The organism is Stenotrophomonas sp. YIM B13575, from assembly GCF_042787595.1.
In the GTDB taxonomy this organism is placed as follows: Bacteria; Pseudomonadota; Gammaproteobacteria; order Xanthomonadales; family Xanthomonadaceae; genus Stenotrophomonas; species Stenotrophomonas lactitubi_B.
In genome coordinates this window covers 1-14982 of sequence record NZ_JBHZOP010000080.1, presented here as the reverse complement: position 1 = coordinate 14982, position 14982 = coordinate 1, and the positions used below count along the sequence as shown (strand labels likewise).

Genomic DNA, 14982 nt, shown 5'->3' with positions numbered 1-14982 from the left:
GAGGGCAGGCCGTCGCCAGGACCGTGAGCGCCATGGATGGCGCGACCGAGCCTACAGGGACGTATTTACGGCGTGTCCTGGCGACGGCCTGCCCTCCGCCGCCGCCAGCAAACTCACCGCTGCGACAAACCCGCAACGCTCTTCAATCCCTCAGGCGTCCTTCGCCTCATGCGGCGCCGCCGCAGCCGCAGCATCGTGCCCCAGCTCATACTCCGCGTCGTAATCCCACGGCCCACCATCAGCCGCCGCCGGACCGCACGAAATCGAGATCGCACCCTGATCCGCCGGACCCACCACGCGCCGGTTGATCGCGAACAGGTTGCGGCCCAGGTCATTGGCGGCCGGCGCAGTATTCGGCGCATGCGTACGCGCCGCCCATTCGGCCGCGTCCACCAGCACTTCCAGCGTGCCGGCCTCACCATCCAGGCGGATGATGTCGCCCTCGCGCACCTTGCCCAGCGGACCACCGCGTGCAGCTTCCGGGGTCACGTGGATCGCCGCCGGAATCTTGCCGGACGCGCCGGACAGGCGACCATCGGTGACCAGCGCCACGCGCCGGCCCTGGTTCTGCAGCAGGCCCAGCAGCGGTGCCAGCGAATGCAGTTCCGGCATACCGTTCGCACGCGGGCCCTGGTAGCGCACCACCGCCACGAAATGCTCCGGCAGCAGGCCGCCGGCGTGCAGCTTGTTCAGCACCTGCGGCGCATCGACCACCACGGCCGGCGCTTCGATGGTGCGGTACTGCGGCTTCACCGCCGACAGCTTGATCAGCGACTTGCCGAGGTTGCCGCGCAGCAGGCGCAGGCCGCCCTGGCTCTCGAACGGGTTGTCGACACCGCGCACCACTTCTTCATCGGCGCTGCGTTCCAGGCCCGGCAGATACACCAGCTTGCCCTCGCGCAGCTGCGGTTCGCGGGCGTAGTCGGCCATGCCGCCACGGGCCACGCTGACCAGGTCGCCATGCATCAGGCCGGCCTTGATCAGCTCGCCGAACACGAACGCCGGGCCACCGGCAGCGGCGAAGCGGTTCACGTCGGCCTCGCCGTTCGGATAGACCCGCGCCAGCAGCGGAATCAGCTGCGACAGCTCGTCGAAGTCATCCCAGGTCAGCACGATGCCGGCGGCACGTGCCACGGCGATCCAGTGGATGGTGTGGTTGGTCGAGCCGCCGGTGGCCATCAGCGCGATGACCGCATTGATGATCGCGCGCTCGTCGATGATCCGGCCCAGCGGACGGAAATCGTCGCCCAGCGCGGTGATGTCCAGCGCACGCTCGGTGGCTTCGCGGGTCAGTGCATCGCGCAGCGCGGTGTCCGGGTTGACGAACGACGCGCCCGGCAGCTGCACGCCCATCGCCTCCAGCAGCACTTGGTTGGAATTGGCGGTGCCGTAGAAGGTGCAGGTGCCCGCACCGTGGTACGAGGCCGATTCGGCTTCCAGCAGTTCTTCGCGCGTGGCTTCGCCGGCGGCGTAGCGCTCGCGCACTTCGGCCTTCTGCTTGTTGGGAATGCCCGGCGTCATCGGCCCGGCCGGCACGAACACGGCGGGCAGATGGCCAAAGGCGAGGGCGCCGATCAGCAGGCCCGGCACGATCTTGTCGCACACACCGAGGTACACGGTGGTATCGAACATGTCGTGGCTGAGCCCGATCGCGGTGGCCTGGGCAATGACATCACGCGAGAACAGCGACAGCTCCATGCCGCCACGGCCCTGGGTGACACCGTCGCACATCGCCGGCACGGCACCGGCCACCTGTGCAGTCGCGCCGAGTTCGCGGGCCACTGCACGGATCTGTTCGGGATAGGCCTCGAACGGCTGGTGCGCCGACAGCATGTCGTTGTAGGCGGTGATGATGCCCAGGTTGGCCGTCACGCCGCCGCGCAGGCGGCTCTTGTCGGTGCCACCGCAGGCGGCGAAACCGTGGGCAAGATTGCCGCAGCTGAGGCGGCTGCGGAACGGGCCATCGCGCAGGGAGGCGTCGATCGCTGCCAGATAGGCGGCGCGCGAGGCGGCGCTGCGGCGGATGACGCGCTCAGTGATGGCTTGCAGTTGCGGATGGAGGCTCATTGGCTACCGGCGTTCGAGGTGGCGAGAGGCAGGCGACGGCAGGGCGCCGCCGCCGACATCAATCAGCCCAGTGGACGCGCAGGCGCGCGCCGTCCAGGTTGATCGCGTTGAGGATCGGATACTGCTGCGGGTCGTTGCTGTCCAGAGCCTGGCGCAGCACCTGCAGCTTCTGCTTGCCGCGCAGCAGCAGCAGACGCTGGCGGCACTGGGCCAGGCCACGCGGGGTCAGGGTGATGCGCAGCGGCCACTGGTTGGCACCGGGACAGCCGGTGGCATCCAGCGCGGCATACGGCAGGGTGCTTTCCAGCGCGCGGGTCAGGTCCTTCGAGCCCGGGAACAGCGAGGCGGTATGGCCGTCATTGCCCATGCCCAGTGCGACCAGGCTCGGCGGCTGGCTGTGCTGGGCCTGCAGGTTGGCGGTGTACACGCACTCGGGCAGCGGCTTGCCGATCCGCACCAGCGGATCGAAGTGCGCACCTTCAGCACGTGTAAGCAGGTTCTCGCGCACCAGCCACGCATTGCTGTCGCGATCCTGCGGCGACAGCCAGCGCTCGTCGGCCAGGCTCACTTCAACGCGGTCCCAATGCACGTCCAGTTCGGCCAGCGCCTGGTACACCGGAGCCGGCGTGGTACCGCCGGACAACAGGATGCGTGCGCGGCCCAGCTCGGTGATGTCGTGGTTGATCGCCTGTGCCATTTCGGCAGCGACCGCTTCGATCCAGCCATCGGCATCGCCGTGGTTGATGAACTCGATGCGGTCGTCATTGAAGGTGGGGCTCATGCGGCAACTCCTGGTGCGTCACGTTCGGCGTCGGCCGCATAGGCAGCAGCGCCCAGCAGTCCGGCGTGGGGATGCATCACGGCCAGCGACGGTACCCGCGCCATGATCGAAGAGAACCGGCCCTTGTGTTCGAAGCGCTGGCGGAAACCGGAGTGCTGCAATGAATCGAGCATCTTCGGAGTCAGCCCGCCGGTCAGGAATACACCGTCCCAGGCGCCCTGGGTCAGCACCAGATCACCGGCAATGGCGCCGAACACCGCGCAGAACACATCCACGGTACGCATCGCCTGCGGATCGCCGTGCAGGGCGCGGGCGGTCACGTCCACCGGTTGCAGCTGGCCCGGGTCGATACCTGCCATCTCGCAGATGGCGCGATGGATGTTGACCAGGCCGGGGCCGCAGATCAGCCGCTCGTTGGAGACGCGCCCGAACTGCTCGGACAGGATCTCCAGGATGCGGATCTCTTCCGGCGTTCCCGGCGGGAAGCTGACATGGCCGCCTTCGGTTTCCAGCGGGTAGCAGCGACAGTGGCGAAGGATCAGGCCGCCGACGCCGAGGCCGGTACCCGGCCCGATCACTGCGTAGTTGCGCGGCTGGCCCGGCTTGCCCGGAACCCAGGCGGCACCGCCGACCTGGACCACGTCATCGGGCTGCAGCAGCGAGATCGCCATCGCCTGCGCGGCGAAGTCGTTGATCAGGTGCAGTTCGTTGAAACCCAGCATCGCGGCCGTGCGGCTGCGCGAGATCACCCACGGATGGTTGGTGATGCGGGCTTCGTCACCATCGACACGACCGGCGACTGCGAACACGCCACGGCCTGCGGTGGCGCCGATCTGTTCCAGATGGTGGCGCGCGGCATCACCCAGCGACGGGAACTCCGCCACTGCGTACTCGCGGATGCTCTCTTTCAGCAGCGGGGCGTCCTGCGAGGTGTCGGCCAGGGCGAAGCGGGCATTGGTGCCACCGATGTCGGCGACCAGCACGGGCTGGCTGCTGGCGCTCATTCCGACGCTCCGCTATCCGGCGCATCCACGCCCTGCGGCAGGAAGTCGACCGCGTTGGCCGGGCCCCACTGGCCGGCAGGGTAGGGTTCCAGCGCCAGGTCGGCTGCCTTCCAGGCATCGGCGACGCTGTCGATCCAGGCCCAGGCGGCGCGCACTTCGTCATCGCGCACGAACAGGGTGTGGTTGCCGTTGAAGGCGTCCAGGAACAGGCGTTCGTAGGCGATACGGCGATGCAGGCCGGTCGGTACCGACAGTTCCAGTTCCAGCGGTTGCAGTTCCAGCGCGCCCCATTCCGGACCGGCCAGGCTGCTCATCAGGCCCAGCTCGATGTTCTCCTGCGGCTGCAGCTGGAACACCAGGCGGTTCGGTGCGGCCTGCGCACGCTGCGGGCGTTCGAACAGCCAGTGCGTGACCGGCTTGAGGGTCACCACCACGCGGGTGGTGCGCTCGGGCAGGCGCTTGCCGGTGACCAGGTGGAACGGCACGCCGCTCCAGCGCCAGTTGTCGATGTGCGCGGTGACGCCGGCGAAGGTCTCCACGTCGCTGCCTTCCGGCGGCTGGTAGGCCTGTGCGGGCTGACCGTTGATGCTGCCGGCGGTATAGCGGCCACGCACGCTGTCACGCGCGGCGTGCTTGGCATCCAGCGGGCGCAGTGCACGCAGCACCTTGACCTTCTCGTCGCGGATGCGGTCGGCTTCCAGCGACGCCGGCGGCTCCATCGCCACCATGCACAGCAGCTGCAGTATGTGGCTCTGCACCATGTCGCGCAGGGCGCCGGAGCGTGCGTAGTAGGCGTCACGGCCATCCACGCCTTCGCTTTCGGCGACCAGGATGTGCACCGATTCGATGTAGTTGCGATTCCATACCGCTTCCAGCAGCGTGTTGCCGAAGCGCAGCGCGATCAGGTTCTGTACCGCCGCCTTGCCCAGGTAGTGGTCGAGGCGGAACACGCGGTCTTCGTCGATCCACTGGCCGATGGTGGTGATGATCTCCTCGGCGCTTTCGCTGTCGCTGCCGATCGGCTTCTCCAGCATCAGGCGTGCCGGTGCAGCCAGTGCGCCGCCCTTGGCCAGGCCTTCGCAGGTGGAGATGTACAGGCCCGGCGGGATCGCCAGGTAGCTCACGCAGCGGCGGTCGACCAGGTCCGACACCGCGGCGGCGACCGAGTCGACGTCACGCAGGTCGACCGAGCGGTAGTCGATGCGACGCAGCAGGGAGGCGATGTCCTCCTGGCTGGCCATCGGCATCGCCTGCTGCAGGCGGGGCCGCAGGATGTCATGGAAGGCTTCGGTGTCATGGCCGGACAGGGCCAGCGCACGGATGCGGAAATCCTCCGGCAGCAGGCCGTCGCCAAGCAGGCGCAGCAGCGAAGGGAACAGGTAGCGCTGGGCCAGATCACCTGTGGCACCAAACAGGAAGAGTGTGTCGTGCATCGCTCGAGTTTCAGATCCGGGTGACATCGTTGTCAATCGCTTCATGGCTGGGTTCGGGGGACATCCGCGCAACTGCCTGTCCGAGGCTCATCTGGATCGGTTTTCCGGCTTGCCGGAGCACCGTTCCAATCGAAACCACTACAGCGGCAACCCTTCGTTCGGTCGACGGTGCAGGTCGGCGCGCACCGACGTTCGGATAGTGCCACGTGAAAACGTTTACATGGCAGAATGGGCAACTGTATTCGATTGCAGTGGTCGCCGTCATGCGGCAACCGCGCAATCATCACTGCCATCGGGAGGGCCGAGGCAGTCCCAAAAGACAGCCCGGCGTCGGGCGGACTGGATGAGTGAAATGGCAAAAGTGCAGTTGCAGGGTGTGCGCAAGGTCTACGACAACGGCCAGGTCGCGGTGAAGGACGCCACCTTCGAGGTGGCCGACGGCGAACTGATGGTGCTGGTGGGCCCGTCCGGGTGTGGCAAGTCGACCCTGTTGCGGATGGTGGCCGGGCTGGAAGAGATCAGCGGTGGCACGTTGACCATCGGTGATCGCGTGGTCAATGACGTGGCACCGAAGGATCGCGACATCGCGATGGTGTTCCAGAGTTACGCGCTGTACCCGCACATGACCGTGGCCGAGAACCTGGCCTTTGGCCTGAAGCTGCGCGGGCATGACAAGGCGACCATCGACAAGCGCATCAGCGAAGCTGCGCAGACGCTGGGCCTGACCGAGATGATGGACAAGCTGCCCAAGGCGATGTCCGGCGGCCAGCGCCAGCGTGTTGCACTGGGCCGTGCGCTGGTGCGCGAGCCGGCGGTGTTCCTGCTCGACGAGCCGCTGTCCAATCTTGATGCCAAGCTGCGCCACAGCGTGCGCACCGAGATCGCGCAGCTGCACCGCAAGCTGGGCACCACCATGATCTACGTGACCCACGACCAGGTCGAAGCGATGACCCTGGGCCAGCGCATCGTGGTGCTGAAGGACGGCATCATCCAGCAGATCGACACGCCGATGGCGCTGTACGACCGTCCGGCCAACCTGTTCGTGGCCGGCTTCCTCGGCAGCCCGGCGATGAACGTGCTGCGCGGTACGCTGCAGGGCGATGCCGGTGGCGTGACCGTGGTCGACGGCGACTGGCGTGCTCCGCTGGGGCAGGCGACGATCGATCCGGCGTGGCTGCAGAAGCCGATCGCCGTGGGCGTGCGTCCCGAGCACCTGCAGCCGGCAGGCAGCGAAGACACGCATGCGTTCACCGCGCGCATCGAAGGCATCGAGCCGGTCGGCAACGAGATCTTCGTCAACATGAGCAGCGGCCAGCACGCGCTGACCATGCGCGTGGCGCCGCAGTCGCTGCCGGGCGTGGGTGAGGACATCCGGGTGGCGATCCACCCGCAGGGCCTGCATTTCTTCAACCCGGAAACCGGCGAGCGCCTGTAGTCCTGTAGAGCCGAGTCCACGCTCGGCTGCTTGATCGCAGTGCGGACCGACGGTCCGCACCCATCGGAACAGGGGCTCGGGCTCGGTAGATCCACGCCATGCGTGGATGACGTACCGGATCGGCGCCTCAGCGCGCCAACCCGTCCAGCAGCGGCATCCGCTGCGCGGGCGCATCACCCACCTGCAGTTCGCTGTCGCTGGTCTCCAGCGGCAGCACGGCCAGTGCCAGATCGCCGGCCACGCTGGCCAGGGTGCCGAGCGCGGCGCCATCCTGCTGCACGCCATCGCCCGCCTGCGCCGGTGCTGCGGTATGCAGCAGCTGCACCGCGCGCTTGGCCTTGCCGAGGAAATGGGTGCGCGCGACGATTTCCTGACCGGGGTAGCAACCCTTCTTCACGCTGTAGCCGTTGAGGCGGTCCAGGCCCAATTGCTGCGGCGTCCACACTTCGCGCTGGCTTTCTTCAAGCCGCGGCAGCCCGTAGCGCAGATCGGCCTGGCGCCAGGCCAGGGCGAAAGCGGCCTCATCGGCGTCACTACCGGCGGCAAAGGTATCGCTGGCGGCAATAACTAGGGTGCGCGGCAGCGCGTCGCTACCCAGGTCCAGCTCCCAGCCGTCACCTGCGCTGCGCGCAATGGCGGCGCCACTGGCGGCCTCGGGCGCGGTGAACGCACCGGCCACGGCCAGATCGTTGCGCACCGCCACCTTCACCTTGCGGCGGAACACGAAACGCTGCAGTTGCGACGCAATCGCATCGGCATCGCCGTCGGCGAGCACCAGCAGCACATGGTCATCGGCCAGCCGCAGCAGCTGAAACACCGCCAGGGTGCGGCCTTTGGCGCTCAGCCACGCGCTCCACTGCCAGTGCAGCAGGGGCAGGGCGGTCACGTCGCTGCTGAACTGGGCATGGGCAAAAGCCGCTGCATCCACGCCCTGCAGGCTCAGCAATTGATGGCCGGGCAGGCGCGGATATGCGACGAAAGCAGGGGGAAGGTTGTCAGGCACGTGAACGAGGTCTAAAATTTGTGCGTTGCGAGACCCATCATGATAGGCCAAACAACCCCCACTCCCGACGCCGAAGCTGAAGCCCCGCTGGTCCCACCGGTCCCTGTGCCCGTGGAACAACCAGAGGTGGAAGAGGAATTCGGTGGCCGCGGCGGACTCGATCCGGTGCGGTATGGCGATTGGGAAAAAAACGGACGCTGCATCGATTTTTGATCAGCATTGAGCCAACGCGGCCTTATGCCGCCCAGCCGAGACAACGAGCCCAGCGAATGGCGACCAGACAACGTCCCCTTTCTCCGCACCTTCAGGTGTATCGCTGGCAGATTCAGATGGCCACCTCGATCCTGCATCGAGCCACTGGCGTCTTTCTGTCTGTTGGTGCCCTCATCATCGCCGGAGGCCTGTTGGCTCTGATGATGGGGCCCGAATCCTGGAACTGCTTCACCGGCCATGCCGGGGCCTGGTATGGCCGCGTGTTCCTGTTCGCGTGGACATGGTCGTTCGCCTATCACCTGTGCAATGGCATCCGCCATATCGTGCAGGACTTCGCGATCGGATTCCGCATTGCCACCTTCATCCGCAGCAGCTGGATGTCGGTGATCGGCAGCCTGCTGATCACCCTGGCGGTGTGGGCCTATGTGATGTTCGGAGGTGCCGCGTGAGCAAGTTCCGTACCCCGTTGAAGGGCGTGCGCGGTCTCGGTTCGGCCAAGACCGGCACCGAGCACTTCGTGCATCAGCGCCTGACCGCCGCCGCACTGGTGGTGCTGGGCATCTGGTTCCTGGTGTTCGTGCTGGGCCTGCTGGGCTCGGATTACGTGACCGCCACTGCCGCGATCGCCAAGCCGTGGAACGCCGTTCCGCTGATCGGCCTGCTGATCGCCATGTTCTGGCACGCCCAGCTCGGCCTGCAGGTCGTGCTGGAGGACTACATCCACGAATCGCTGCTGGCCCTGGTGCTGCAGACCGCGGTGAAGTTCGTCGCCGTGCTCGGCATGATCGTCAGTGTGTTTGCGGTGGGCCGCATCGCCCTCGGCGTTGCCTGAGCCCAGGCGCCAAGACAGGAATCCAGACTAGATGTCCGCTTACAAGATTACCGAACACAAGTACGACATGGTCGTGGTGGGCGCCGGCGGCGCCGGCCTGCGTGCCACGTTCGGCCTGGCCGCCAAGGGCCTGCAGACCGTGTGCCTGACCAAGGTCTTCCCGACCCGGTCGCACACCGTCGCCGCCCAGGGCGGTATCTCCGCTGCGCTCGGCAACATGGGCGAGGACGACTGGCGTTACCACTTCTTCGACACCATCAAGGGGTCGGACTGGCTGGGCGACCAGGACGCCATCGAGTACATGTGCCGTGAAGCGATTCCGGCGATCATCGAGCTCGAGCACTACGGCGTGCCGTTCAGCCGCACCGCCGAAGGCAAGATCTACCAGCGTCCGTTCGGTGGCATGACCACCCAGTACGGCGAAGGCCCGGCGGCGCAGCGTACCTGCGCGGCGGCCGACCGTACCGGCCACGCGATGCTGCACACGCTGTACCAGCAGTCGCTGAAGCACGACGCTCGCTTCATGATCGAGTACTTCGCACTCGACCTGATCTTCGATGACGAAGGTGCCTGCCGCGGCGTGCTGGCGTTGGACATGTCCGACGGCACGCTGCACCTGTTCCGCGCCCAGGGCGTGGTGCTGGCCACCGGCGGTTACGGCCGTGCCTACTTCAGCGCCACCTCGGCGCACACCTGCACCGGCGACGGTGGCGGCCTGGCCATGCGCGCCGGCATCGCCATGCAGGACATGGAGTTCGTGCAGTTCCATCCGACCGGCATCTACGGCGCCGGCTGCCTGATCACCGAGGGTGTCCGCGGTGAAGGCGGCATCCTGCGCAACAGCAGCGGCGAGCGCTTCATGGAGCGCTACGCACCGCACTACAAGGATCTGGCGTCGCGTGACGTGGTCAGCCGTTCGATGACCATCGAAATCCGCGAAGGCCGCGGCGTCGGCGAGCACAAGGACCACATCCTGCTCGACCTGACCCATCTCGGCCCGGGCGTGATCGACGACAAGCTGCCGGGCATCGCCGAGAGCGCCCGCATCTTCGCTGGCGTCGACGTGCACAAGCAGCCGATCCCAGTGATCCCGACCGTGCACTACAACATGGGCGGCATTCCGACCAACTACCACGGCGAAGTGGTGCGCAAGGACGGCGAGAACCCCGATGCGGTCGTGCCGGGCCTGTACGCCATCGGCGAAGCGGCCTGCGTTTCGGTGCACGGTGCCAACCGCCTGGGCTCGAACTCGCTGCTGGATCTGGTGGTGTTCGGGCGTGCGGTGGCCAATCGTTGCGCGGCGACGATCACCCCGGGCGCGGCGCACAAGACCCTGCCGGCCGACGCCTGCGACAAGGCACTGGGCCTGCTGGACAAGTTGCGCCACGCCAACGGCGATACGCCGACGTCGGTCATCCGCGATCGCATGCAGCGCACCATGCAGGCTGACGCGGCGGTCTTCCGTACCAGCCAGACGCTGAAGGAAGGCTGCGAGAAGATGGACAAGATCTTCGACTCGTTCCAGGACGTGAAGGTCTCCGACCGTTCGCTGGTCTGGAACTCGGACCTGATCGAGACCTACGAGCTGAACAACCTGCTGCTGAATGCGGTGGCGACGATCAACTCGGCCGAGCAGCGCAAGGAAAGCCGCGGCGCACACGCGCACGAGGACTTCCCGGACCGCGACGACGTCAATTGGCAGAAGCACACCCTGGTCAGCGTGGACGAGAAGGGCAAGTGCAGCTTCGACTACCGTCCGGTGCACATGTACACGTTGACTGATGACGTGTCCGTGGTGCCGCCGAAGCCGCGCGTGTACTGATCCGACCCCGCCTAACATGCAATCCGCGCCCTCGGGCGCGGGCCGCCTGAGCCAACGAGAGCAGCCATGGCCGAGTTTTCACTCCCCAAGAATTCCAAGATCACGAAGGGCAAGCACTTCCCCGCCAAGACCGGCGGCAAGAACGTGCGCACCTTCAAGATCTACCGCTGGAGTCCGGACGACGACAGCAATCCGCGCACCGACACCTATGACGTCGATCTGGACGCCTGCGGTCCGATGGTCCTGGACGCGCTGATCAAGATCAAGAACGAGATCGACCCGACCCTGACCTTCCGCCGCTCGTGCCGCGAAGGTATCTGTGGTTCGTGCGCGATGAACATCGACGGCACCAACACCCTGGCCTGCACCCGAGCCATCTCGGACTGCGGCAAGAAGGAAGTGCCGATCTACCCGCTGCCGCACATGAACGTGGTCAAGGATTTGGTTCCGGACCTGACCCACTTCTACGCGCAGTACGCCTCGATCAAGCCGTGGATCCGCACCCAGACCCCGGCACCGCCGGACCGTGAGCGCCTGCAGTCGCCGGAAGACCGCAAGAAGCTTGATGGTCTGTACGAGTGCATCCTGTGCGCGTGCTGCTCGACCAGCTGCCCGAGCTACTGGTGGAACGGCGAGCGTTACCTGGGCCCGGCGATCCTGCTGCAGGCCTACCGCTGGATCATCGATTCGCGCGACGAGGACACCGGTGCGCGCCTGGACGATCTGGAAGATCCGTTCAAGCTGTACCGCTGCCACACCATCATGAACTGTGCCCGGACCTGCCCGAAGGGCCTGAACCCGGCGCTCGCGATCGCCGAGATCAAGAAGCTGATGATGGAACGCCGCGCCTGATACGGCCCGGCTGTACCCGGTAGAGCCACGCCACGCGTGGCTGCACCTCCCAGCAGAGCCACGCCATGCGTGGCTTTGCTGTATCTGGAGAGACACGATGGAAGACGATGTTCTGCTGAAGAAGCTGCGTTGGCGTTGCCGGCGCGGCATGCGCGAACTGGACCAGTTGTTCGGTCGCTACCTGGACCGCGAATGGAGCAGTGCGCCGACCGAAGAGCGCGAGGTTTTCCTGTTCCTGCTCGACTGCGAGGACGATAAGTTGTGGCGCTGGTTCATGGGCTACGAGGCCTGCCCGCATGCGCACGCCGTCCCCCTCATGCACAAGATCCTCGCCCTCAAGCCTTGAGTGGCGCCCCTCGCGGCTGCAGGCCAGCGCCCAGCTGGCGGTACTGTTGGCCGCGCCGTGGCTGCTGCGTGCCTCGGATCTGCCGCCGGGGCACTTGGTTCCCGTACTGATCGGGGTCTGGGTGCTGGGCCTGGCCGAGCTGGCCTGGCGCCTGCGGCGGCCCCGCGCGTTGCTGCAGCTGCCGCCCCTGCCTGAGCCGCTGCGCGTGGACGGGCAGGACATTGCCGAGCCGCGACTGGTGGTGCGCGGGCCCTGGCTGCTGCTGCAGTGGCGCGAAGGCTGGCGCCGTCGACGGCTGTTGTTCTGGCCGGATGTACTCGATCGCGGGCAGCGACGTGAACTGCGACTGGCCGTATCCGCACGCGCCGTTTCCCGTAAGCCCCGGTCGGTGGCACCATAGGCTGAATCGACTGGCGTGCCTGCATGTTCAAACCCATTCCCGTGGCCATTGGCCTGCGCTACCTGCGCGCCAAGCGCCGCAACGGCTTCATCTCCTTCATTTCGATGGCATCGATCCTGGGCATCGCGCTCGGGGTGACGGTGCTGATCACCACACTGGCGGTGATGAGCGGTTTCCAGAAGGAGATCCGCAGCCGCCTGCTGCAGATGACCGCACACACCACCATCAGCCGCGACGGCGAGCCGATGCCGGACTGGATGCGCGTGGTCGACGTGGCCAACAAGGACCCGCGCGTGGCCGGTGCTGCGCCATACATCGAGATCCAGTCGATGATCAGTGGCCCGCGTGTGCAGGGTGCGATCATCCAGGGCATCGACCCGGCGCTGGAGCCCAAGGTATCGGTGATCGACAAGAAGGTCACCAAGGGCAGCTACGGCAGCCTGACCCCGGGCAGCTTCAACCTGCTGCTGGGCAAGGAACTGGCGGTCTGGCTGGGCGTGGATGTCGGTGACCAGGTGCTGGTGACCTTCGCGGAAGTGCAGGGCACGCCGGCCGGCGCGGTGCCGCGGATGAAGCGCTTCACCGTCAGCGGCATCTTCGAGGCCGGTTACAACGAAGTCGATCGCGGTGTGGGTTTTGCCAACATGAAGGACCTGGAGCGCGTACTGCGTTCCGATGGTGCCACCGGCGTCCGCCTGAAGCTGCATGACATGGACCGCTCGCTGGAGGTGGGCGTGGACCTGGCGCAGAACCTAGGCGGCGCTTATCGGGTCAGCGACTGGACCCAGCAGAACGCCAACCTGTACCACTCGCTGCGCATGGAAAAAGTGGTGATGGGCATCCTGCTCTCGCTGATCATCGCCATGGGCGCGTTCAACCTGGTGTCCTCGCAGGTGATGCTGGTGACCGACAAGCAGGCCGATATCGCGATCCTGCGCACCCTCGGCCTGACCCCGGGCGGGGTGATGCAGGTGTTCATGGTGCAGGGCTCGCTGATCGGCATCTTCGGCACCCTCGCAGGCCTGATCGGCGGAATCACCCTGACCTTGAACCTGGAGCGCATCCTCGGCGCGATCGAAACGGTGTTCAAGATCAAGCTGCTGCCGGAGGATGTGTACTACATCACCGGCCTGCCCACCGACATGCAGACCAGCGACATCGTGGTGATCACCCTGGTCGCGCTGCTGATGAGCTTCCTGGCCACTCTGTATCCCGCCTGGCGGGCAGCACGCACCCAGCCGGCGGAGGCCCTGCGTTATGAATAAGGTCTTCAATCGCGGCGATGAAGTGATCCGTGCCGAAGCGCTGGGCAAGACCTACGCTGAAGGGCGCATGCAGACCCCGGTGTTCGATGGCCTGGACCTGACGGTGACCGCCGGCGAGACGGTTGCGATCATCGGCGCCTCGGGCGCCGGCAAGAGCACGCTGCTGCACCTGCTGGGCGGGCTGGACACGCCCACCGCGGGCGAGGTCTACGTCACCGGCCAGCGCATGTCCGCGCTGTCGGACACCTCGCGCGGCCTGCTGCGCAACCAGGCGCTGGGTTTCGTCTATCAGTTCCACCACCTGCTGCCGGAATTCACCGCGCTGGAAAACGTGATGATGCCGGTGATGCTGGCCGGTACCGCAGTGGCGGAGGCCAGTACGCGTGCGACCGCGCTGCTGGAATCGGTCGGCCTCGGCCATCGCCTGGACCACAAGCCCGGCGAATTGTCCGGTGGCGAACGCCAGCGTGCTGCAGTGGCGCGCGCGTTGGTCAATCACCCGGCCTGCGTGCTGGGCGACGAGCCGACCGGCAACCTGGATGACCGCACGGCGGCGACCGTGTTCGAGCTGATGCTCGAGCTCAATCGTGCCCGTCACACCAGCCTGGTGCTGGTCACCCATGACCGCTCGCTGGCGCGACGCCTGGACCGGGTGCTGGAGCTGCGCGAAGGGCGCCTGCACGCGCTGGCCCACGCCGACGTCTGAGCGGGCTGGGCCCGCTCTGGTAGATGCCGACCTTGGTCGGCTGCTCCTGCAGGCCAAGCGACAACCAAGGTTGGCGACTACCGGACGCGAAGGGCGCCTGCACGCGCTGGCCCACGCCGACGTCTGAGCGGGCTGGGCCCGCTATGGTAGATGCCGACCTTGGTCGGCTGCTCCTGCAGGCCAAGCGCCAACCGAGGTTGGCGACTACCGCGGTTGCAAGCGACCTGGGACCGCCGACCAACGGCTGAACTGGGCTGCCGGCCGTTGCGCCGGCACCACCCCGGCGGGTGCATGATCGGCACAGTTCCTCCGTGGAGATCGCCATGAAGACCCCGTTGTTGATCGCCGGGCTGTGCCTGGCCCTGGCTGGCTGCGCAACCACCGGCCGTTTGGGCAGTGCCGAGAAGCTGGAGCTGTATCGTGCCCACGCCGGGGCACCGCAGAAGGACATGCAGTTCTTCGGCAGCCTCAATGGCTGGACCGAATTGGGCGACAGTGCGCTGGCGGTCTGGACCAAGCCCAGCGAGGCCTACCTGCTGGAGCTGAGCGGGCCGTGCCCGGATCTGTCCTACGCACCGGCGATCGGCCTGACCAGTCACATGGGCCGCGTCTCGGCACCGTTCGACAAGGTGCTGGTGCGCGATCCGACCAGCGGCCCGCGCATGCCGTGCTTCATCAAGACCATCCGCAAGCTGGACGTGAAGTCGCTGCGGGCAGAGGAAAAGGAACTGCGCCAGGCGCAGGTGCAGGAACGCGAAGAGTCCGCGAAATAGGCCGGTAGCGCCGGGCCATGCCCGGCGTTCCCGCATCCGCCGGGCATGGC

The 14982-nt window shown here is 66.7% G+C and carries 16 protein-coding genes; 11 read left to right on the top strand and 5 right to left on the bottom strand.

Annotation, left to right across the window (positions count from 1 at the left end; all coding sequences use genetic code 11):
• Positions 1–150: 150 nt before the first annotated feature.
• From edd to zwf, 4 genes are read right to left on the bottom strand one after another with little or no spacing between them, the layout of a single operon-like run.
• Positions 151–2067 (bottom strand): phosphogluconate dehydratase, encoded by a 1917-nt coding sequence (gene edd, locus ACFX4F_RS13730; RefSeq protein ID WP_099820141.1) that lies wholly within the window; start codon positions 2065–2067, stop codon positions 151–153.
• 58 nt (positions 2068–2125) lie between these two features.
• Positions 2126–2848, bottom strand: coding sequence for a 6-phosphogluconolactonase (gene pgl, locus ACFX4F_RS13725; RefSeq protein ID WP_380656155.1), 723 nt, complete (start codon positions 2846–2848; stop codon positions 2126–2128).
• On the bottom strand, positions 2845–3852 hold the full coding sequence (glk, locus tag ACFX4F_RS13720; protein ID WP_380656152.1) for a glucokinase: 1008 nt from the start codon (positions 3850–3852) through the stop codon (positions 2845–2847). The genes pgl and glk overlap by 4 nt, the downstream gene beginning before the upstream one ends.
• Complete coding sequence (gene zwf, locus ACFX4F_RS13715; protein ID WP_380656149.1) at positions 3849–5285, bottom strand: glucose-6-phosphate dehydrogenase; 1437 nt, start codon at positions 5283–5285, stop codon at positions 3849–3851. The genes glk and zwf overlap by 4 nt, the downstream gene beginning before the upstream one ends.
• Before the next feature lie 352 nt (positions 5286–5637).
• Between zwf and ACFX4F_RS13710 the strand changes: the two genes are divergently transcribed.
• Entirely contained in the window at positions 5638–6720 is a 1083-nt protein-coding gene (locus ACFX4F_RS13710; protein ID WP_099820144.1) for an ABC transporter ATP-binding protein, read from the top strand.
• 127 nt (positions 6721–6847) lie between these two features.
• On the opposite strand, the gene ACFX4F_RS13705 is transcribed toward ACFX4F_RS13710, so the two are convergent.
• Complete coding sequence (locus tag ACFX4F_RS13705) at positions 6848–7723, bottom strand: YgfZ/GcvT domain-containing protein (RefSeq protein ID WP_380656145.1); 876 nt, start codon at positions 7721–7723, stop codon at positions 6848–6850.
• Positions 7724–7762: 39 nt separating this feature from the next.
• Here ACFX4F_RS13705 and ACFX4F_RS13700 point away from each other — a divergent pair, with 39 nt between their 5' ends.
• From ACFX4F_RS13700 to ACFX4F_RS13655, 10 genes are all read left to right on the top strand, one after another.
• Positions 7763–7936 (top strand): DUF1674 domain-containing protein, encoded by a 174-nt coding sequence (locus ACFX4F_RS13700; protein WP_080149151.1) that lies wholly within the window; start codon positions 7763–7765, stop codon positions 7934–7936.
• A gap of 56 nt (positions 7937–7992) precedes the next feature.
• Positions 7993–8385, top strand: coding sequence for a succinate dehydrogenase, cytochrome b556 subunit (gene sdhC / locus ACFX4F_RS13695; protein ID WP_089240360.1), 393 nt, complete (start codon positions 7993–7995; stop codon positions 8383–8385).
• On the top strand, positions 8382–8768 hold the full coding sequence (gene sdhD, locus ACFX4F_RS13690) for a succinate dehydrogenase, hydrophobic membrane anchor protein (RefSeq protein ID WP_025878813.1): 387 nt from the start codon (positions 8382–8384) through the stop codon (positions 8766–8768). Before sdhC ends, sdhD begins: the two co-directional genes overlap by 4 nt.
• A 31-nt stretch (positions 8769–8799) precedes the next feature.
• Positions 8800–10590, top strand: coding sequence for a succinate dehydrogenase flavoprotein subunit (sdhA, locus tag ACFX4F_RS13685; protein ID WP_025878814.1), 1791 nt, complete (start codon positions 8800–8802; stop codon positions 10588–10590).
• 66 nt (positions 10591–10656) lie between these two features.
• Positions 10657–11442, top strand: coding sequence for a succinate dehydrogenase iron-sulfur subunit (locus ACFX4F_RS13680; protein WP_025878815.1), 786 nt, complete (start codon positions 10657–10659; stop codon positions 11440–11442).
• 97 nt (positions 11443–11539) lie between these two features.
• Positions 11540–11788, top strand: coding sequence for a succinate dehydrogenase assembly factor 2 (locus tag ACFX4F_RS13675; RefSeq protein ID WP_380656140.1), 249 nt, complete (start codon positions 11540–11542; stop codon positions 11786–11788).
• Positions 11739–12188 (top strand): hypothetical protein, encoded by a 450-nt coding sequence (locus ACFX4F_RS13670; protein ID WP_380656137.1) that lies wholly within the window; start codon positions 11739–11741, stop codon positions 12186–12188. Before ACFX4F_RS13675 ends, ACFX4F_RS13670 begins: the two co-directional genes overlap by 50 nt.
• Positions 12189–12211: 23 nt before the next feature.
• Positions 12212–13453: a lipoprotein-releasing ABC transporter permease subunit gene (locus tag ACFX4F_RS13665; RefSeq protein WP_380656134.1), complete on the top strand. Its 1242-nt coding sequence runs from the start codon at positions 12212–12214 to the stop codon at positions 13451–13453.
• Positions 13446–14159 (top strand): lipoprotein-releasing ABC transporter ATP-binding protein LolD, encoded by a 714-nt coding sequence (gene lolD, locus ACFX4F_RS13660; protein ID WP_089240372.1) that lies wholly within the window; start codon positions 13446–13448, stop codon positions 14157–14159. The genes ACFX4F_RS13665 and lolD overlap by 8 nt, the downstream gene beginning before the upstream one ends.
• Before the next feature lie 323 nt (positions 14160–14482).
• Positions 14483–14932, top strand: coding sequence for a DUF6491 family protein (locus ACFX4F_RS13655; protein ID WP_380656131.1), 450 nt, complete (start codon positions 14483–14485; stop codon positions 14930–14932).
• Positions 14933–14982 lie beyond the last annotated feature (50 nt).

Excerpts from the sequence above, each read along its gene's own strand:
- ACFX4F_RS13670 (WP_380656137.1), top strand. The coding sequence starts at position 11,739 with ATGCGCACGCCGTCCCCCTCATGCACAAGATCCTCGCCCTCAAGCCTT.
- sdhA (WP_025878814.1), top strand. The coding sequence starts at position 8,800 with ATGTCCGCTTACAAGATTACCGAACACAAGTACGACATGGTCGTGGTG.
- ACFX4F_RS13680 (WP_025878815.1), top strand. The coding sequence starts at position 10,657 with ATGGCCGAGTTTTCACTCCCCAAGAATTCCAAGATCACGAAGGGCAAG.
- ACFX4F_RS13675 (WP_380656140.1), top strand. The coding sequence starts at position 11,540 with ATGGAAGACGATGTTCTGCTGAAGAAGCTGCGTTGGCGTTGCCGGCGC.
- ACFX4F_RS13700 (WP_080149151.1), top strand. The coding sequence starts at position 7,763 with ATGATAGGCCAAACAACCCCCACTCCCGACGCCGAAGCTGAAGCCCCG.
- lolD (WP_089240372.1), top strand. The coding sequence starts at position 13,446 with ATGAATAAGGTCTTCAATCGCGGCGATGAAGTGATCCGTGCCGAAGCG.
- ACFX4F_RS13665 (WP_380656134.1), top strand. The coding sequence starts at position 12,212 with ATGTTCAAACCCATTCCCGTGGCCATTGGCCTGCGCTACCTGCGCGCC.
- glk (WP_380656152.1), bottom strand. The coding sequence starts at position 3,852 with ATGAGCGCCAGCAGCCAGCCCGTGCTGGTCGCCGACATCGGTGGCACC.
- zwf (WP_380656149.1), bottom strand. The coding sequence starts at position 5,285 with ATGCACGACACACTCTTCCTGTTTGGTGCCACAGGTGATCTGGCCCAG.
- ACFX4F_RS13710 (WP_099820144.1), top strand. The coding sequence starts at position 5,638 with ATGGCAAAAGTGCAGTTGCAGGGTGTGCGCAAGGTCTACGACAACGGC.
- ACFX4F_RS13655 (WP_380656131.1), top strand. The coding sequence starts at position 14,483 with ATGAAGACCCCGTTGTTGATCGCCGGGCTGTGCCTGGCCCTGGCTGGC.
- pgl (WP_380656155.1), bottom strand. The coding sequence starts at position 2,848 with ATGAGCCCCACCTTCAATGACGACCGCATCGAGTTCATCAACCACGGC.
- sdhC (WP_089240360.1), top strand. The coding sequence starts at position 7,993 with ATGGCGACCAGACAACGTCCCCTTTCTCCGCACCTTCAGGTGTATCGC.
- edd (WP_099820141.1), bottom strand. The coding sequence starts at position 2,067 with ATGAGCCTCCATCCGCAACTGCAAGCCATCACTGAGCGCGTCATCCGC.